This is a genomic window from Cupriavidus sp. C3SS-1, from assembly GCF_057073755.1.
Genome location: NZ_CP172699.1, coordinates 1,996,543 through 2,015,044 on the forward strand (window position 1 = coordinate 1,996,543; position 18,502 = coordinate 2,015,044).

At 67.5% G+C, this 18,502-nt stretch carries 15 protein-coding genes and 1 other RNA gene; 4 read left to right on the top strand and 12 right to left on the bottom strand.

Going from position 1 to position 18,502, the window contains the following annotated elements:
- Positions 1 to 169: 169 nt before the first annotated feature.
- Positions 170 to 1,144, top strand: coding sequence for an NADPH:quinone oxidoreductase family protein (locus ACIGJC_RS09235; RefSeq protein ID WP_483708485.1), 975 nt, complete (start codon positions 170 to 172; stop codon positions 1,142 to 1,144).
- A 170-nt stretch (positions 1,145 to 1,314) separates the two neighbouring features.
- Here the strand turns inward: ACIGJC_RS09235 and ACIGJC_RS09240 are convergent, their stop codons facing one another.
- Complete coding sequence (locus ACIGJC_RS09240; RefSeq protein ID WP_483708486.1) at positions 1,315 to 2,373, bottom strand: porin; 1,059 nt, start codon at positions 2,371 to 2,373, stop codon at positions 1,315 to 1,317.
- 469 nt (positions 2,374 to 2,842) lie between these two features.
- Between ACIGJC_RS09240 and ACIGJC_RS09245 the strand changes: the two genes are divergently transcribed.
- Together ACIGJC_RS09245 and ACIGJC_RS09250 are read left to right on the top strand one after the other, a co-directional pair.
- The gene (locus ACIGJC_RS09245; protein WP_483708487.1) at positions 2,843 to 3,523 is read left to right on the top strand and encodes a response regulator; all 681 of its coding nucleotides are present in this window, start codon (positions 2,843 to 2,845) and stop codon (positions 3,521 to 3,523) included.
- Positions 3,520 to 4,938 carry a sensor histidine kinase N-terminal domain-containing protein gene (locus ACIGJC_RS09250; protein ID WP_483708488.1) on the top strand — a complete coding sequence of 473 codons (1,419 nt, stop codon included), beginning with the start codon at positions 3,520 to 3,522 and terminating at the stop codon, positions 4,936 to 4,938. Before ACIGJC_RS09245 ends, ACIGJC_RS09250 begins: the two co-directional genes overlap by 4 nt.
- 7 nt (positions 4,939 to 4,945) lie before the next feature.
- Here the strand turns inward: ACIGJC_RS09250 and ACIGJC_RS09255 are convergent, their stop codons facing one another.
- The 11 genes from ACIGJC_RS09255 to ACIGJC_RS09305 form a co-directional block, all read right to left on the bottom strand.
- Positions 4,946 to 5,737, bottom strand: a complete 792-nt coding sequence (locus ACIGJC_RS09255; RefSeq protein ID WP_483708489.1) for an ABC transporter permease — start codon at positions 5,735 to 5,737, stop codon at positions 4,946 to 4,948.
- 36 nt (positions 5,738 to 5,773) lie between these two features.
- Positions 5,774 to 6,586: an ABC transporter ATP-binding protein gene (locus ACIGJC_RS09260; protein WP_483708490.1), complete on the bottom strand. Its 813-nt coding sequence runs from the start codon at positions 6,584 to 6,586 to the stop codon at positions 5,774 to 5,776.
- Between the two features lie 136 nt (positions 6,587 to 6,722).
- Complete coding sequence (locus ACIGJC_RS09265) at positions 6,723 to 7,766, bottom strand: ABC transporter substrate-binding protein (RefSeq protein WP_483708491.1); 1,044 nt, start codon at positions 7,764 to 7,766, stop codon at positions 6,723 to 6,725.
- Positions 7,767 to 7,934: 168 nt separating this feature from the next.
- Entirely contained in the window at positions 7,935 to 8,948 is a 1,014-nt protein-coding gene (locus ACIGJC_RS09270) for a Bug family tripartite tricarboxylate transporter substrate binding protein (RefSeq protein ID WP_483708493.1), read from the bottom strand.
- Positions 8,949 to 9,025: 77 nt separating this feature from the next.
- Positions 9,026 to 10,000: a hydroxymethylglutaryl-CoA lyase gene (locus ACIGJC_RS09275; protein ID WP_483708494.1), complete on the bottom strand. Its 975-nt coding sequence runs from the start codon at positions 9,998 to 10,000 to the stop codon at positions 9,026 to 9,028.
- Positions 9,997 to 11,193 (bottom strand): CaiB/BaiF CoA transferase family protein, encoded by a 1,197-nt coding sequence (locus ACIGJC_RS09280; RefSeq protein WP_483708495.1) that lies wholly within the window; start codon positions 11,191 to 11,193, stop codon positions 9,997 to 9,999. The genes ACIGJC_RS09275 and ACIGJC_RS09280 overlap by 4 nt, the downstream gene beginning before the upstream one ends.
- Before the next feature lie 148 nt (positions 11,194 to 11,341).
- Positions 11,342 to 12,247, bottom strand: a complete 906-nt coding sequence (locus tag ACIGJC_RS09285) for a LysR family transcriptional regulator (protein WP_483708496.1) — start codon at positions 12,245 to 12,247, stop codon at positions 11,342 to 11,344.
- A gap of 43 nt (positions 12,248 to 12,290) precedes the next feature.
- The gene (recR, locus tag ACIGJC_RS09290) at positions 12,291 to 12,905 is read right to left on the bottom strand and encodes a recombination mediator RecR (RefSeq protein WP_483708497.1); all 615 of its coding nucleotides are present in this window, start codon (positions 12,903 to 12,905) and stop codon (positions 12,291 to 12,293) included.
- Between the two features lie 58 nt (positions 12,906 to 12,963).
- Positions 12,964 to 13,290, bottom strand: coding sequence for a YbaB/EbfC family nucleoid-associated protein (locus ACIGJC_RS09295; protein ID WP_224009115.1), 327 nt, complete (start codon positions 13,288 to 13,290; stop codon positions 12,964 to 12,966).
- Positions 13,291 to 13,354: 64 nt separating this feature from the next.
- Positions 13,355 to 15,520: a DNA polymerase III subunit gamma/tau gene (locus ACIGJC_RS09300; protein WP_483708498.1), complete on the bottom strand. Its 2,166-nt coding sequence runs from the start codon at positions 15,518 to 15,520 to the stop codon at positions 13,355 to 13,357.
- A 99-nt stretch (positions 15,521 to 15,619) separates the two neighbouring features.
- Positions 15,620 to 18,100: an adenosylcobalamin-dependent ribonucleoside-diphosphate reductase gene (locus tag ACIGJC_RS09305; protein WP_483708499.1), complete on the bottom strand. Its 2,481-nt coding sequence runs from the start codon at positions 18,098 to 18,100 to the stop codon at positions 15,620 to 15,622.
- Positions 18,101 to 18,232: 132 nt separating this feature from the next.
- On the opposite strand from ACIGJC_RS09305, the gene ffs reads away from it, so the two are divergent.
- An RNA gene (gene ffs / locus ACIGJC_RS09310) (signal recognition particle sRNA small type) lies at positions 18,233 to 18,331 on the top strand.
- Positions 18,332 to 18,502 lie beyond the last annotated feature (171 nt).

An 18,502-nucleotide genomic window follows, 5' to 3' on the forward strand; every position in this document is an offset into this window, starting at 1 on the left:
CCGCAGGCGCCGCGAAAGCTGCCGTCCCGCGCCGCCATGCGGGACGCAAACCGGTGAAATCGAGAAAAAAAACGATCGTGCTATTTGCGCTACACTTGGCTTTGCCGTCTGGCTGCGGCAAGCGGACAGGCGCCAGCATTAATCAACCATACCTATCACCGGAGACAAGATGAAAGCCGTTCTGTGCAAAGCCTGGGGGCCGCCCGATTCCCTGACCGTCGAAACCCTGCCGGATCCGGTCCCGGACCAGGGCGAAGTGCTGATCGAGGTGAAGGCCGCCGGCGTGAACTTTCCGGACGTGCTCATCATCCAGAACAAATACCAGGCCAAGCCCGAACTGCCGTTCACGCCGGGTTCGGAACTGGCAGGCATCGTCACCGCGGTCGGCGCGGGAGTGAGCCACGTCAAGCCGGGCGACCACGTGATTGCCTATCTCGGTAATGGCGCCTTCGCTTCGCACGTGAAAGCGCCCGCCAACAAGGTCATGCCGATGCCGCCGGGCATCGATTTTGAAACCGCGGCAGCGTTCACCCTCACCTACGGCACCTCCCACCACGCGGTGGTGGACCGCGGCGAACTCAAGGCTGGCCAGACCATGCTGGTGCTGGGCGCCGCTGGTGGCGTCGGGCTCGCCGCGATCGAAATCGGCAAGGCAATCGGCGCGCGGGTCATCGCGGCGGCATCGACCGATGAAAAACTCGCGGTCTGCAAGGAGCACGGCGCCGACGCGCTGATCAACTACAGCACCGAAGACCTGCGCGAACGCGTCAAGGCGCTGACCGACGGCAACGGCCCGGACGTCATCTACGACCCCGTCGGCGGCGTCTATGCCGAGCCGGCCTTCCGCTCGATCGGATGGCGCGGCCGCTATCTGGTGGTGGGCTTCGCCAATGGCGAGATCCCGAAGATTCCGCTGAACCTGGCGCTGCTGAAGGGCGCATCGCTGGTGGGCGTGTTCTGGGGCGACTTCGTGCGGCGCGAACCGCGAGCCAACGCGGCCAATATGGCGCAGATGCTGGGCTGGATAAGGGAAGGCAAGCTGCGTCCGCACATTTCCGCGCGCTACTCGCTGGAGCAGGCTCCGCAAGCGCTCAAGGACATGGAAGCGCGCAAGGTGACCGGCAAGGTCGTGATCGTTCCCTGAAGCGGAAACGGTCATAAAAATAAGGGCGCAGTGCGTGCGGCAACGCCCTGCGCCCTCCGATGGGGCAATTCGCCCCAAGCCGTCTTCCGCCTGAATGCACACCCCTACTGGCAGCGGAAGACAGTTCCCAAATCAGCAATCGGTGGATTGCTGCATCGACATGGACCTCGTCAGAAGCGGTGCTGCAGACCGGCCATCACGCCGGTCTGGCTGTTGGCATAGCCGATGAAATCGCGCGACAGGCTGACGTTCTGGCCATTGCGGGCCTTGGCGTAGCCGGCCGACAGATAGGCCAGCGTGCGCTTCGAGAACGAGTATTGCGCGCGCAGCGAGAACAGGATCGGGTCGGCGTCGTTGCCGCCCTTGATGTTCTGCTTGTAGACCGCGCCATACAGCGTGAACGCCGGCGTGAAGTCGTAGCTGGCGCCGCCCCAGTACATGTCGCTGCGCTCCGAAGCCGCGCCCGTGGTCAGCGTGCGCTTGTAGTTGCGGTAGCCGGCGAACAGCGACAGGCTGCCGAAGTCATAGCTGGCACCAGCGTGGATGCCCTGGATGTAGTCGGTGGCATCGGCTGGCGTGGTGCTGCTGCCGGCGCCGTTCTGGCGGTCCCAGGTCGCCGCGGCGGCGAACTTGCCCGCGTTGTAGCCAACGCCGAGGGCATACTTCGACGAAGTCTTGAAATCACCCGCCACTTCACCCATGGCCGCGGTCGCGCCCAGCTTGAAGCCACCGAAGGCGCCGTCATAGCGGATGGCATTCGACGCGCGCGAGAACAGCCCGTCCTTGCGGCCGCCGGTGGCGGTCGAAGACGTCGCCCACGAATAGTTCGGCGCGTAGCCCATCGGATCGAAAGGCAGCATGAAATCGTAGGTCGTGGTGAACGTGCGTCCCATCACCACCTGGCCATAGCTGCTGCTCAGGCCCACCGTCGCACGGCGATCGAACAGCGTGCCGCTGGTATCGAGGTTGCCGGTGTCGATGGCAATGCCGCTTTCCAGGTTGAAGAGCGCCTTCAGGCCACCACCCAGGTCCTCGGTACCGCGCAGGCCCCAGCGCGAGGTATTGCGGCCGCCCGACGTCAGCTTGACCACGGAGCCATTGGGCCCGGCATGGTTGACATACTCGACGCCTGCATCCACCAGGCCATACATCGTCACGCTCGACTGCGCGAAGGCCGAACCGGTACCCGTCAGACCGATGCAGGCCAGGGCCAGTGCCGTACGTTTCATGCTTTCTCTCCTTGCTTTGCTTGTTGTGGTAATGCCAGTCGCTTGCGCCGGAGGATCTTGTCCGCCGGGCAAGCCGGCAGCGCATTGCGTTGGAGTCGTGGCCGCCCCGCGTCGGCCCCGGTGCCGGCAGCCGTCTGCCGGCACGTCCCTCGCAACTGTCCCCTGGTCGTTATGGCGTTCCATCCGGCAAGCGGTGGAACGCTGGAATGGCGGCATCGTAGGGGAGCGGCACTTTCAGTTCGCTTTCGGGCGAACGCGCTTTGGCGCGTGTTGGGCCAACTCGGGGTTGGGAGTTTCCCTAGCTTTAAAGATTGCGCACTTCGCTGTATCAGTCTGGGCCATTCCATTCATTTGAATTGCCCAGGGCTGTGCGCCGTGACGGGTCACGGACGGGCACATCCCGCTTGTGCAGCGAGCGCCGCCCGGCCCATGCCGCCGCGCCGCCTGCCCTGCTGCCTTGAATTACCTGATGCGTATCCTGCTTGCCGAAGACAACGTGATGCTGGCCAACTCCCTGACGCAGGCCATGACCCAGGCCGGCTTCGCGGTCGACTGCATGCACGACGGCCGCAGCGCCGACCACCTGCTGGCCACGCAGGACTATGCGCTGCTGATCCTGGATCTTGGCCTGCCGCGTCTCGACGGTCTTGAGGTGCTGCGCCGGCTGCGCCAGCGCCGCAACCGGATGCCCGTGCTGATCCTCACCGCCCATGGCTCGGTCGAAGACCGCGTGCGCGGCCTGGACCTGGGCGCGGACGACTACCTGGCCAAGCCCTTCGATCTCTCGGAACTGGAGGCACGAGCACGGGCGCTGATCCGCCGCAGCCACGGGCACGAATCCACGCAGCTCGATTGCGGCCCGCTGCATTACGACACGATCAGCCACGCTTTCACGATCGACGGCGAACTGCTGCAGCTCACGAAGCGCGAGCGCTCGGTGCTGGAAGTGCTGATGCTGCGCGATGGCAAGGCCGTGAACAAAGCGGCCCTGTCCGAGAAGATCTTCGGCATCGACGAGTCGGTCAACCCCGATGCGATCGAGATCTATATCCACCGCCTGCGCAAGAAGCTGGACGGTAGCGGCGTGGGCATCGTCACCCTGCGGGGCCTCGGCTACCTGCTCGAAGCGCGCGCAGATCCCGCGCCATGAGCCGCCTCGGCAGGACGCCGAGCCTGCGCCTGCAACTGTCGCTGTGGCTGCTGCTGCCGCTGCTGGGATTGCTGGCACTCGATGCCTGGCTCACGTACGAGCGCGCCATGTCGGCGGCGCACACGGCCTTCGACCGCACGCTAGAAGCCTCGCTGCGCGCGATGCGCGAGGGCATTGCGCTGCGCGATGGCCGGCTGGACATCGACGTGCCGAACCTCGCCCTGGAGCTGTTCGACGACAAGGCCGGCCCGCATGTCTTCTACCAGGTGCGCGACGACCATGGCGACACGGTCACCGGCTACAACGACCTGCCGGGGCCGCCCGGCGCGCGCCCGCCGCTGTACCGGACCGTGTTCTACGACACCGTCTTCCGCGAGCAGCCGCTGCGCATGGCGGCGCAGGCACTGCCGGTCCACGACGTGGGCTCCGCGCGCAGCCAGCTGGTATGGATCGTCATCGGCGAAACCATCGAGCCGCGCCAGGCACTGGCGCGGGAGATCCTGGTCGGTTCACTGCTGCAGGAACTCGTGCTGGTGGCGCTGGCGCTGGGCATCGTCTGGCTCGGCGTGCGCCGCGGCCTGCGGCCCCTGCACCGCCTGTCCGATACCGTGGCGGCGCGCAGCGCCAGCCAGCTCGATCCGATCGAGCACCGCGACCTGCCGTCGGAGATGAAGCCGCTGGTGCGCGCGCTCAACCAGTACGTCGACCGCCTGCACCGCATGCTGCAGGCGCGCAAGCGCTTCTTCGCCGATGCCGCGCACCAGCTCAAGACGCCGCTGGCCGTGATCCAGGCCGAATCCGAACTGGCGCTGCGCGAGCCCGATGGCGAGCGCGTGCGCGAACACATGCGTGTGCTGCACGGCACCGTGCGCCATGCCGCAAAGGGTGTGCAGCAACTGCTGTCGCTGTCGCGGCTCGACTCAGAAAGCGGCTACGCGCCCACGCTACGCGATCTTCCGCTCGACGCCGCGGCGCGCGCGGTGGCGCTGGAATGGGCGCTGGTCGCGCGCCGCCAGGGCGTCGATCTGGGTTTCGAGGGAGATAAGCCGGCGACCGTGCTCGGGCAAACGGAACTGCTGCAGGAGCTGACCGCCAATCTCATCGACAATGCCATCCGCTATGCGGGCGCTGGCGCCGCTGTCACGGTCAGGGTCGCGCAAGAAGCGGACGGGGCCGCCGTGCTGCAGGTGATCGACAATGGCCCCGGCATTGCGCCGGCCGAGCGCGAAGACGTGTTCCGGCGCTTTTACCGCGGCGAGAGCGGCCAGGGCGTCGAAGGCTCCGGGCTTGGCCTGCCGATCGTCAGGGAGATCGCCAGGCTGCACCAGGCCGCTACCACGCTGGATGAAACTCCCGGCGGAGGCCTGACCGTCACGGTGCGCTTCCCCGCGCCGGGCGGACAGTCGCTGCCCTAGCGCCCGTTCAGAGTTTTTCGGTCTCGCCGGTCTTCGGCTGCCACTTCATCAGCCGCTTTTCGCCGATGCCGACCATCCAGTCCAGCACAAGCGCGAAGGCCGTCAGGACCACGATGCCCGCGAACACGGTGTTGATGTCGAAGGTGCCCTCGGCCTGCAGGATCAGGTAGCCCACGCCGCGCGCGGAGCCGAGATATTCGCCCACCACCGCGCCGACGAAGGCCAGGCCCACCGAGGTGTGCAACGACGAAAACACCCAGCTCGTCGCGCTCGGCAGGTACACGTGGCGCAGCAACTGCTGCTGGTTGGCACCCAGCATGCGCGCATTGGCCAGCACCACCGGGCTGACTTCCTTCACGCCCTGGTAGACGTTGAAGAACACGATGAAGAATACCAGCGTCACGGCCAGCGCCACCTTGGACCAGATCCCCAGCCCGAACCACACCGCGAAGATCGGCGCCAGGATCACGCGCGGCATCGAGTTCATCGCCTTCACGTAGGGATCGAGGATGGCGGCGGTCATCGGGCTCAGCGCCAGCCACAGGCCCACGCCCAGGCCGGCCACGGTGCCGATGCCGAATGCCAGCACCGTTTCGATCAGCGTCACGCCGAGGTGCAGGTAGATATCGCGCTCGACGATAAACCAGTTCCAGATGCGTTGCGCCACCATCAGCGGCTCGCCAAAGAAGAAGGCGATCTCTTGCGAGCGCGTGGCGAAGTGCCACACGCCGAGGATCACCACCAGGACCAGCAGCTGCCAGACGCGCAGCATGCCCTTTGAGTCAGGACGGAATGCCATGGGAATTCGGTTTCGGTATCAGATTGGCCGTCGGGTTCAGGCCGCGTTGCGCTGCTGCGCATAGCCCTTGAGAACTTCTTCGCGCAGCACGTCCCAGATTGCGGCGTGCAGCTCGACAAAGCGCGGATGGTTGCGGATCTCCGCCACGTCGCGCGGGCGCGGCAGGTCGATCGCGAACTCGCCGATCGGGTGCGTGCCCGGTCCGGCGGACAGCACCACCACGCGGTCGCTCATGGCAATCGCCTCGTCGAGGTCGTGCGTGATGAACAGCACCGCCTTGCGCCTGGCCGCCCACAGGTCCAGCACCTCGTTCTCCATCAGCTGGCGCGTCTGGATATCGAGCGCGGAGAACGGCTCGTCCATCAGGATGATGTCGGGGTCCAGCACCAGCGTTTGCGCCAGGCTGACGCGCTTGCGCATGCCGCCGGAGAGCTGGTGCGGATAGCGGTCGCCGAAACCGCCCAGGCCAACGCGGCGCAGCCATTCCTCGCCCTGCTTCACCGCCTCGGCACGCGGCACGCCGCGGAACTCCAGTCCCGCCACCACGTTGTCGAGCGCGCTGCGCCACGGCATCAGCGCCTCGGCCTGGAACATGTAGCCGGCGCGCTGGTTGATGCCGCGCAGCGGCTCGCCGAACACCGTGACCTTGCCGGTGGACGGCTCCAGCAGGCCGGCGCCGACATTGAGCAGCGTGGATTTGCCGCAGCCCGTCGGGCCGACCACCGATACGAACTCGCCCGGCTGGATCGCCAGGGTAACGTCCTTGACCGCCGTATAGCGCTGGTTGCGGTCTTCGCGCGAGACAAAGGTGCAGGTGACCTTGTCGAGGGAAAGTGCGGGAGTGCTCATGGGAAACCGTCTCGTCAACCTTGCCGCCGCGGCTTGCGCCGGCTCGGATCGAGTGAGTGAATGGCCACCGCCGCCCAAAGCAAAGGCCCGCTGCGCACAGCGGGCCGGCAACGGAGGCTGTGTGGGTGAACTGGGCTTACTTGTACTTGGCGTTGGCCTTCTGCACAAACGCGTTGGTGTACGTATCTTCCAGCTTGATGGACTTGCCCTTCAGTTCGGCATCGAACTGCTGCAGCATGTTCTGCGCGGTGCGCGGACCGTCAGCCGGCATCATGCCGTCCGGCGAGATCGCTTCCTTGACCTTGTCCCAGGCTGCCAGGTACAGCGCGCGGTCGCCCAGCAGGTAGCTCTCCGGCACGGTCTTGACGATGTCGGACGGACCGGCCTTCTGCAGCCACTTCAGCGCGCGGACCATGGCATTGGTCAGCGCCTGCGTGGTGTTCGGGTTCTGCTGGATGAACGCCGACGACGCATACAGGCAGCCCGACGGCATATTGCCGCCGAACACCGCTTGCGTGTCCTTGAGCGTGCGGGTATCCGATGCGATGCGGACTTCGTTCTTTTGCGTCAGCATCGAGATCACCGGATCCAGGTTGGCCATGGCATCGATCTGGCCCGAGCGCATCGCCGCCACCGCGCCGGCGCTGGCGCCGACGCCGATGAACGACACGTCCGACGGCTTGAGACCGGCCTTGGCCAGCACGAAGTTCGCCATCATGTTGGTCGACGAGCCCGGCGCGGTCACGCCGATCTTCTTGCCCTTCAGGTCGGCGACCGACTTGAAGCCCGGCATGGTCTTGTTCGACACCACCAGCACGATCTGCGGCGCGCGGCCCTGGAGCACGAACTCCTGGTAGCGCTGGCCCTTGGCCTGCAGGCCGATGGTGTGTTCGTACGCGCCGGACACCACGTCCGCGCTGCCGCCCACCACAGCCTGCAGCGCCTTGGCGCCGCCGGCGAAGTCGACGATATCGACGTCCAGCCCTTCTTCCTTGAAGTACCCAAGCCGCTCGGCGATGGTCAGCGGCAGGTAATAGAACAGGTTCTTGCCGCCGACGGCAATCGTGACCTTGGTCTTTTCCGGCTTGCCCTGTGCCTGCGCCTGGCCGAAGGTGAGCCACCCTGCCAGGAACAACGCCAGCGCGATCAGCAACTGTTTCCAGAATTTCTTGTTATCCATTTGATTCTCCTGCCCGTTGGGGTCTGCAAACGGCGTGCCGCGCGGCGGCTCAGTGCGATGCTAGCGGACCCTTCACGGACCCGCATCGGGGCGAACACCTAAAGCCGGCCAAATGGCAGCCGGCCCCAGCTTACGCGCCTTTGCTTTCGATCGGCTTGCCGCCCGGGCTTATTCGGCGTGGATATCGGCGGACTTGATGACCTTGGCCCAGCGCGCCAGCTCTGCCTTCTGGTACTGCGCCAGCTGTTGCGGCCCCATGAAATCGGCTTGCGCGCCGAGTTCCTCGGCCTTCTTGCGGAACGCGTCCGTGCGCATGATCTTTTCGATCTCGCCGGCCAGCTTGTCGATCACGGGCTTGGGCGTGCCCGCCGGTGCGTACATGGCGAACCACGACGACACCTCCAGGTCGGGGTAGCCCGCTTCCGGCGCCGACGGCACGTCCTTCAGGCTGGGCAGCCGGGTCTTGCTGGTCACCACGAGCGGGCGCAGCTTGCCCGCGGCGATATGGCCCATCAGCGGCGGCGGCGTGGTCATGGTCATGTCCACGTTGCCGCCAAGCAGGTCGGTCATCGCCGGACCGGTGCCCTTGTACGGCACGTGGGTGATGTGGATCCCCGCCATCTGGTTCAGCAACTCGGTCGAGACATGCTGCAGCGAGCCGTTGCCCGACGACGCGTAGTTCAGCTTGTCCGGATGGCTCTTGGCATAGGCCACCAGCTCCTTGAGCGACTTGACCGGCAGCGCCTGGCGCACCACCAGCACCTGCGGCGCCGACAGCAGGTTGGCCACCGGCGCGAAATCCTTGACCGGGTCCCACGGCAGGTTCTTCACCAGCAGCGGCGTGATGACATGGAAGCCCGAGTACTGCACCAGCAACGTGTAGCCATCGGGCTTGGCCCGTGCCACGACCTGCGCGGCGATGCTGCCGTTGCCGCCCGGGCGGTTGTCCACGACAACGGCCTGCCCCAGGGCCTTGGCCAGCGGCTCGGAAATCATGCGGGCCGCGAGGTCCGTGGTGCCGCCGGCCGCGGCGGAAACCACCAGGGTGATGGGGCGGCTCGGGTAGCTGCCGTCCTGGGCAAAGGCACGTGGGGTCGTCGCCGCGATGGCGCCCCCAAGGGCGAGCACGGCTGCGGCCATCTGCTTGCGGCGCGCGGGCAGGAAAGAGAAGGCTTTCTTCATGAAATGTCTCCGGTATCGGTATTGACTGATTTTTTATGGTGACGCCTGCCTTGCGGCGGCGCGCTTGCCGCAGGAAGCTAGTCCTGGCCGGCGAAGTGTTCAGCCAGCCAGGCCGGCGGCTGATGCGTGCGCAGGCGCGGGCCGGCGCGCAGCAGCTGGCTGCCGATTTCGCGGTCCACCAGCGCCGGAATGCCGGCCACGACGTCGAGCAGCGCCGGGAGGTCGACACCGGTCTGCACGCCCATGCAGGCAAACATGTGCACGAGTTCCTCGGTGCCGACGTTGCCGCTGGCGCCCGGCGCATAAGGGCAGCCGCCCAGTCCGCCGGCGGCGGCATCGAAGCGCGTGACGCCGGTTTCCCATGCCGCCACGGCATTGGCCAGCCCCATGCCGCGCGTGTTGTGCAGATGGATGGTCAGCCCCGCGTCCGGCAGGCGCTGCTGAAACTGCTCGCACAGCTGCGCCACCTGATTCGGATAAGCCATGCCGGTGGTGTCGCACAGCGTGATGCCTTGCGCGCCGGCTTGCGCAAAGTTCTCCGCAAGCGCCATTACCGCATCGCTGTCCACCTCGCCCTCGAACGGGCAGCCGAACACTGTCGACAACGACACGTTGACCGGCACGCCCCCGGCGCGCGCCTCGGCGATCATCGCCAGCAACTGCGCCTGCGACTGCTTGCGTGTCATGCGCAGGTTGGCGCGGTTGTGGGTTTCGCTGACCGACATCACCAGGTTGACCTCGTCCGGCTGGCACGACAGCGCGCGCTCCAGGCCGCGCAGGTTCGGCACCAGCGCGGTGTAGCGCACGCCGGGCTGGCGGTGCATGCGGTGCATCAGCGCCTCGGCATCGGCCAGCGCGAGGATGGCTTTGGCGGATGTGAACGACGTTGCTTCGATCCGGGCGAAGCCGCAAGCGGACAGCGCATCGAGAAAAGCCACCTTGGCATCGGTCGGCACCACCACCGGCTCAATCTGCAGGCCGTCGCGCGGCGACACCTCGTTGATCTCGATGCGGGCCGGGCCGCGCAGGGCTGAGCTTGCTGCGGCGCTCATGCGATCACCTTGCGGGCACGAAGGTCTGCGATGGCCGCGGCATCGAACCCCGCCTGGGCCAGCACGGCATCGGTATGCTCGCCCAGCGTCGGCGCGCGGTCATGGATGCCGCCGGGACTGCCCGAGAGCTTCGGCACGACGCCGGGCACTTCCACGGTCAGGCCGCCGGCCGACGTGACCGATTCGATCACGCCGCGCGCGCGGTAGTGCGGGTCTTCGGCAATGTCCTTCACGGTGTAGATGCGCCCCGACGGCACCTCGGCCTCGCGCAGCACGGCCAGCACCGGTTCCACGCCTTGCGTGCGGGTCCAGGCCGTAATGGCGGCGTCGATTTCCTCGACGCGCTTCACGCGGCCGTCGTTATGCGCGAGCGCCGGGTCTTCCGCCAGGTCGGCGCGGCCGATCGCGTGCATCAGTCGCTTGAAGATGGCGTCGCCATTGGCCGCGACCAGGACATATTCCCCGCTCTGGCACGGATAGGCGTTCGACGGCGCAATGCCGGGCAGCGCGCCGCCCGCAGGCTGGCGCACTGCGCCGAATGCCGAGTACTCCGGCAGCAGGCTTTCGCTCAGGTTGAACAGCGACTCATACAGCGCCACGTCGATGACCTGCCCCTCGCCGCCACGCGCATCGCGCTGGTAGAGGGCGAGCAGCACGCCCATTGCGCCGTGCAGCCCTGCGATCGTATCGCCGAGCGACAGGCCCGCGCGCACCGGCGCACGGCCCGGCTCGCCGGTCAGGTGCCGCAGGCCGGCCATGGCTTCGGCCACGGCCGCAAACCCGGGTTCGTCCTTCTTCGGGCCGGTCTGGCCATAGCCCGACACGCGCAGCATGATCAGGCGCGGATTGTCGGCGTGCAGCACGTCCCAGCCAAGGCCCCACTTCTCCATGGTGCCGGGGCGGAAATTCTCGATCAGGACGTCGGCCTCGGCGGCCAGCTTGCGCACCAGCGCCTGCCCTTCCGGCTGGCGCAGGTCGATGCAGATCGACTCCTTGTTGCGCGATTGCGCTTCCCACCACACCGAGGTGCCTTCATGCAGCATGCGCCATTTGCGCAGCGGGTCGCCCTGCCCGGGCGGTTCGACCTTCACCACGTGGGCGCCGAAGTCGGCCAGGGTCTTGGCAGCGAAAGGGCCGGCAATCAGTTGCCCAAGTTCGAGGACGCGGATGCCCTCGAGAATCTGTTGCGCCATGCTTGTCTCCGTTCCGTTGCGGCCTGTCCTTACGAGGGCCGCAATTGCGTTTTGACGGAGTGTGCCTCAGCGGCCTGCTGGCCGGAATCGGCAATCGGTGAAGCGGGCTTTCTCGGAATGCGAAAGGCCGCGGCCTTGCGTGAGGTGGCTAGAACGGCGCGCGATCGCCGCAAAGGTGCGTAATCAGCAACCGGGCCGAGACGGTCAGGCCGGCCGGATCGCGCATGCCGATCAGCAGCGAGCGCTTGGCCCAGGCATCCTGCAGCGTCACGAGCGACAGGCCCATCGACTTCACATGCGGCTCGGCGGCGATGCGCGGCAGCACGCCTACGCCCAGCCCGGCCATCACCATGCGGCACATGGCGTCGAAGCTGCGCACCTGGATGCGCAGCCGGAACGGACGGTCCAGCCGGCTGCTTTCCTCGAGCAGGCGCGCAGCCAGCGAGGTCACCTGCGGCAGGCTGACGAAGTCGTATTCGAGCGTATCGGCGTAGCGCACCGGCCCGCGCTCCGAAAGCGGGTGGCCCGGCGGCGTGACCATGACCAGCTCGTCCTGGCGGTACTCCACGGTCACCAGGCCCGCGCTCGGCGTGCGGTCGGCAAAGATGCCGACGTCGGCGCGGTTCTCGACCAGCGCCGCGACGATATCGCTGCTGTTCTGCTCTTCCAGTTCGATGCGGATGGTCGGGTGCAGCCGCATGAACGTCGCGAGGTCATCCGGCAGGAACTGCGTGATGGCCGAGGTGTTGGAGCAGACGCGCACCTGTCCGCGCACGCCGCTCGCATAATCCGACATCACGCCGGCCATGCGTTCGACGTCCTGCAGGATGGTCAGCGCGTGGTGGAAGCAGGCCTGCCCGGCCTCGGTGAGCTGCACACCGGCGGCGTGACGGAAGAACAGCGGCGCGCCAACGGCCGCTTCCAGGTCCGAGATCCGCTTGCTGGCGGCCGCCACCGCCAGGTGAGACTGCCTGGCGCCCGCCGAAATGCTGCCCTGCCGGACCACGGCCACGAACAAGCCGAGCGTGACAAGATCGAAGCGGGCCAGGTTCATTGCAGGCGTTGCCGGAGTGGGTTGGCGGACGGAAGTCCGGGGCTCAGAGATTGCGCCGGTCCATCACCGCACGGGCAATGGTGCCGGCATCTACGTACTCGAGTTCACCGCCCACCGGCACGCCGCGCGCCAGCCGCGATACCTTGAGTCCGCGCGCCTTGAGCATTTCGCCGATGTAGTGCGCGGTCGCTTCGCCTTCGCTGGTGAAGTTGGTGGCGACGATGACTTCGCCCACCGGACCGCCCATTTCCGGATCGGTGGCACGTGCCAGCAGGCGATCGAGATGGATTTCCTTGGGACCGATGCCGTCGAGCGGCGAGAGCCGGCCCATCAGCACGAAATACTTGCCGCGATAGGTCAGGGTCTGCTCGATCATGACCTGGTCGGCGGGCGTCTCCACCACGCACAGGACCGAGGCGTCGCGCCGGTCGTCCAGGCAGGTCTCGCAGATTTCCTGCTCGGTGAAGGTATTGCAGCGCGCGCAATGGCGGATATGGTCAGCCGCGCCGCGCAGGGCGTCGCCCAGCTTGCGCGCGCCTTCGCGGTCGTGCTGCAGCAGGTGGTAGGCCATGCGCTGGGCGGACTTCGGCCCCACGCCGGGCAGCACCCTCAGCGCCTCGATCAGCGCCTGCAGCGAGGTCGGCGGCGATGCCTTCACGGCCGCTCTCCCGTCGTCGACATGGACATTGCGCGCATCATCGTGCCGGCAGTATCGATCAGAACGGCAGCTTGAAGCCCGGCGGCAGCGGCAGGCCCGAAGTCATCGAGCCCATCTTTTCCTGCGTGGTCGCCTCGGCCTTGCGCACGGCGTCGTTGAACGCGGCGGCCACCAGGTCTTCCAGCAGGTCCTTGTCGTCGGCCAGCAGGCTCGGATCGATGGTGACGCGCTTGACGTCGTTCTTGCAGGTCATGACCACCTTGACGAGGCCGGCGCCGGACTGGCCCTCGACTTCGATCAGGGCCAGTTGCTCCTGCATCTTCTTCATGTTTTCCTGCATTTGCTGGGCTTGCTTCATCAGCCCCGCCAGTTGACCTTTCATCATGATGGAATGCTCCTGGATTCGATGGTAAACGGATGGAAGGCCGCGCCCCGCGCGGCCCGGAAAATCAGGCTACGCGCGGCTGGATCGAACCGGGCACGATCTGCCCGCCAAAATCGCGCAGCAGGCCTTGCACAAATGGATCGGCCTCGATATTGGCCTCGGCCTCGGCCTGGCGCTCGGCGCGGGCCTGGGCATCGGCCGCGGCGGCCGTTTCCGAAACCGCGCCGATTTCGCACTGGACACGCACTTCGACGCCGAAATGGTCCGACAGCACCTGCTGCAGGCGTTCCGCGACGCCATTCTCGCCGATGGCCGCGACCGGGATGCGCAGGTGGAAGGTGCGTCCCACCACCTGGGTCAGTTCGCTCTGGTACGCCAGCTGTTGCGCCAGGCCCTTGATCGACAGGCTGGCAGCCAGTGCAGGCCACGCGCCGGTGAACACGGGCGGCGTGCCGTCTTCCGCCGCGACGGGCGGCCGTGGCGCGACCGCTGCAGCGACGGGCCGCGCGCGCGGGGCCTCCGGCGCGGGGGCCTCGGGTTTTGACTGGCGCGCGGGAGTCGTCGCCTTCGGCGGCAAGCTCGCGGGCTCGCTGTCATAAGGTCCAAAGGCTGGCAGGTCGGGCGGCAGGTCTTCCCACGGCGGGATGTCGCTGCCACCGGCGGCTTCCCACGGTGGCACGCTTTCCGTTTCCGGCTCGGGCTTGCGAGCCGGTGCAGGCCTCGCAGCGGGCGCGGGAGCGGGAGCGGGACGTGACACCGTAGTGGGCGCGGGCGCGCGCAGCGGCTGAGCCGGCTGGCGCGCGGCGCCACCTGTCGGCGACGGCATGGGCGCTGCGACCGGCGTACGGCCGCCACCGCCGCGAGCAGCGGACGCCTGACGTGCCGCCGCCAGGGCCGCCCGGGCCGGCGACATCGGCGCGTCGCTACGGGCATCCGGCATGGCCGGCGCTGCAGCGACCGGAGCCTGCGCCACGGGCGCGGCTGCCGGCGGCGCGGCGACCGCCACAGGGCGGGCTACCGGTTCGGCGGCGGCAACTGGCGCCGCAACCTGCGCGGCAGCCGCAGACCGCGCGCGTGGCGTGGCACCACCGCCCTGCCCCGCTGCCGTGGCGGGCAGGGGCTCCGGACTGGACGACGGGCGGAAGGCCAGCATGCGCAGCAGCGTCATGGTGAAGCCCGCGTACTCGTCGGGGGCCAGCGCCAGTTCGTTGCGGCCGAGATTGGCAATCTGGTAGAACAGCTGGACTTCCTGGGCATCGAACACGCCAGCCAGCCGGCGCACGTCGCCGGCTTCCGGCCACTCTTCCTGCACCGATGCCGGCACGGCCTGCGCCAGTGCGATCTTGTGCAGCAGGGAACCGAGATCCTGCAGGGCCCCCGCGAACGACAGGCTGCGGTCGGCCATGGCATCGGCGATACCGATCAGCGCGGCGCCGTCCTCGGCAGCCAGCGCATCGAGCAGCTGCACCAGGTAACCCTGGTCGATTGCCCCCAGCATGCCGCGCACGGCTTCCTCGGAGACCTGGCCGGCGCTATAGGCAATGGCCTGGTCGGTCAGCGACAGCGCGTCGCGCATCGAGCCGTGGGCCGCCTGGGCCAGCAGCCGCAGCGCGTTGCCGTCGTGGCCGATGCCTTCCTGCGCCAGGACGTTGTCCAGGTGGGACACGATCTGCGCCGGCGGCATCTGCTTGAGGTTGAACTGCAGGCAGCGCGACAGCACCGTGACCGGGATCTTCTGCGGGTCGGTGGTGGCCAGGATGAACTTGACGTGGCCGGGCGGCTCCTCCAGCGTCTTCAGCATGGCGTTGAAGGCGTGGTTGGTCAGCATGTGCACTTCGTCGATCATGTAGACCTTGAAGCGCCCCGCCGTCGGCGCGTACACCGCCTTGTCCAGCAGCTGCGCCATTTCGTCGACGCCGCGGTTGGAGGCCGCGTCCATCTCGATATAGTCGACGAAGCGGCCGCTGTCGATTTCCGTGCAGGCCTTGCACTGGCCGCACGGCTGCGCGGTGATGCCGCCGTTGCCGTCAGGGCCGGTACAGTTCAGGGCCTTGGCCAGGATCCGGGACAGCGTGGTCTTGCCGACCCCGCGCGTGCCGGTGAACAGGTAGGCGTGGTGCAGCCGTTGCTGTTCCAGCGCGTGCGTGAGCGCGCGGACCACGTGCTCCTGGCCGACCAGCGTGGTGAAATCCCTGGGGCGCCATTTGCGCGCTAGAACTTGATAACTCATGGCGGCGATTGTAGCAAAAGGCGGCGCGCCGACGGCGGCCGCCGCGGCAACCCGCCCGCCCGCCAGGCGTGGCGCCGCCTGGGCTCGCGCCAGGCCCGGTCAGCCGCATTCCCCCACGTATCCGCAGTTGGCGCACTTGGCACAGCCGTCCACTTTGTGCAGGGCGTGCGCGCCGCACTCCGGGCAAGGTTTTCCCGTGCCGAGGGCCGGATTGACCGGGGCAGCGGCAGTGGCGCCCTCGCCGTTCTCCGCCGCGACGGCGCCGCCCTCGCGCCTGGCCAGGCGCGCCGCCAGCCCGGCCACCGGCACCTGGCCGCCTTCGGCGTCCAGGAAGCCGCGCTTGATCAGGATGCGCTGCAGCGCATACCCGATCGCCGCCACCTCCGAATCATGGAAGCGCGGCACCTCCGTGCCGTCCTGCCGGGCCAGCGTGCCGTAGCGCACCGTGCCTTTGTCCCACACGACATTGCGCATGTCGGCGAGCGACTTGGCCACCGACCCGCCCGAGCGCGCCACCATGGACAGCAGGCGCATGGTCGATGTGATCCACTGCTGCCCCTCGCTGCGCTGCCCGGCCGGCATGAAGAACTCGATCGGCCGCTCGATCTCGACCGGCTTGCCATCGAGCATGCCGCTGACCCGCAGGAAATTCACGGTCAGGTAGACGGTCTTGTGGCCCTCGTAGGTCATGTAGTCGAGCTTGGAGGTCACACCTTCCAGGTCGCCGACCGGGCGGCTGCCGAACGGGCGAACCAGCGGATCGTCCGCCGCGGGCGCCGCGACGGGTGCCGCCGCCGGCGCGCTGACGGACAGCACGGCACCGAGCACGCTGTTCGGCCGGTACGTCGCCAGACCCTTCAGCCCCGCCTTCCAGGCCTCGAAATACAGGTTGCGGAACGCCTCGTACGGATAGTCCTCCGGCACGTTGACGGTCTTGCTGATGCTCGTGTCGATATAGGGCTGCACGGCCTGCAGCATCCGCATATGGTCCAGCGCCGACATCTGCAGCGCCGTCACGAACGCGTCCGGCAACTGCTCCATGTCGGCACCCGTGTGACGGTAGAGCCGCCATGCGTGGTCGGCCACCTCGTAGGCGCGGTAGCTGTTGTCCGGCATGCGCTTGCGGCGGTTGTACGTCCACGAGAACGCCGGCTCGATGCCGTTCGACGCGTTGTCGGCAAACGCCAGCGTGATCGTCCCCGTCGGCGCGATCGACAGCAGGTGCGAGTTGCGCAGCCCGTTGCGCCCGATCGCCTCGCGCACGGGCTCGGGCAGCCGGCTGGCGAAGCCGCTCTGCAGGTAGGCCTCGGTATCGAACAGCGGAAACGCGCCCTTCTCGGCGGCCAGTCCGGTCGATGCCAGGTAGGCCTCGTCGCGCATGCGCTCGGAGATGCGGGCGGCAATTTCGCGTGCCGGCTCGCTGTCATAGCGCAGGCCGAGCATCACCAGCGCGCTGCCAAGGCCGAGGAACCCCAGGCCCACGCGGCGCTTGGCCTGCGCCTCGGCCCTCTGTTCGGGCAAGGGCCAGAACGTCGCGTCGAGCACGTTGTCCAGCATGCGCGTGGCCACGCGGACGACCTCCGCGAACGCATCGAAGTCGAATTCGCTGTCCGCCATGAACGGCTTGCGCACGAAGCCGGTCAGGTTGATCGACCCCAGGCAGCAGCAGCCATACGACGGCAGCGGCTGCTCGGCACAGGGATTGGTCGCCTCGATGGTCTCGCAATAATAGAGGTTGTTGTCGGCGTTGATGCGCGACAGGAACAGGATGCCGGGCTCCGCGTGATCGTAGGTCGCGTGCATGACCTGGTCCCACAGCAGGCGCGCGGGCATGCGGCGGTAGACCCATTGGCCGTCGTCGCGACGGTACGCGCCACTGGCGATCAGGTCGGCGCCGGGCTCGGCCTCGTGGATCAGTTCCACCTCGTCGTCGCCCTCCACCGCGCGCATGAACGCGTCGGTGACCCCGATCGAGATATTGAAGTTGCTCAGTTCGCCCTTGTCCTTGGCGTGGATGAAGCTCTCGATATCCGGATGGTCGCAGCGCAGCACGCCCATCTGCGCGCCGCGCCGCGCGCCGGCCGACTCGACCGTCGCGCACGATGCGTCGAACACCTTCATGAAGGACACCGGCCCCGATGCGCGCGAGTGCGTGGCGCGCACCAGCGCGCCGGCCGGGCGGATGGCCGAGAAGTCATAGCCGACGCCGCCGCCGCGCCGCATGGTTTCGGCAGCCTGCGCCACCGCCGTGTAGATGCTGGGCCGGCCCTCGCGCGGCTCCGACACTGAGTCCCCGACGGGCTGCACGAAGCAATTGATCAGCGTGGCCTGGATACCGGTACCCGCGGCGGAATTGATCCGCCCGGCCGGCACGAAGCCGTTCTCCTGCGCCCACAGGAAACGCGCCGCCCAGGCTTCGCGCTGGTCTTCGGCCTCCACCTGCGCCAGCGCGCGCGCCACGCGCTCACGCACGTCCGTGACGCTCTGCTCTTCGCCCTTGGCATATTTCTCCAGCAGGACTTCGGTCGAGATTTCCTGCGGCGCCAGCGCGCCGCGGAGGATCTGGTCGTTTGCGTTCATGTCTTGGCTCACCATTCGTGTCCGGATTGGGCAGCCGGTATGCTCGTGCCATGACAGCGAATATCGCCTGTCCCAAATCAAGCTTGATGCAATTTCAACGCAGTGCGCCACTCTGGGTTACAATAGCGGTCGGACGGGCCTCCTCGCATGGTGGCGCGGTCAACCTGGTCAGGTCGGGAACGAAGCAGCCATAGCCGTTTTCCACCAGTGCCGAGGGCCAGGCTCGTCCACCTCATTCCTTCCCGCTTTGCCTCTCGCTTTGCCGCCCGCTTCCCGTCATCCGATCGGAACACGGGCCGTCCCGCAAGAATTCCCTACGCATCCCCACAGCCGGCCACACCGGGCATTCCGTCACTTTAGTACAGCGGGATTCCGGGCGCCGCCTCCCGCATTCTGCGCCGA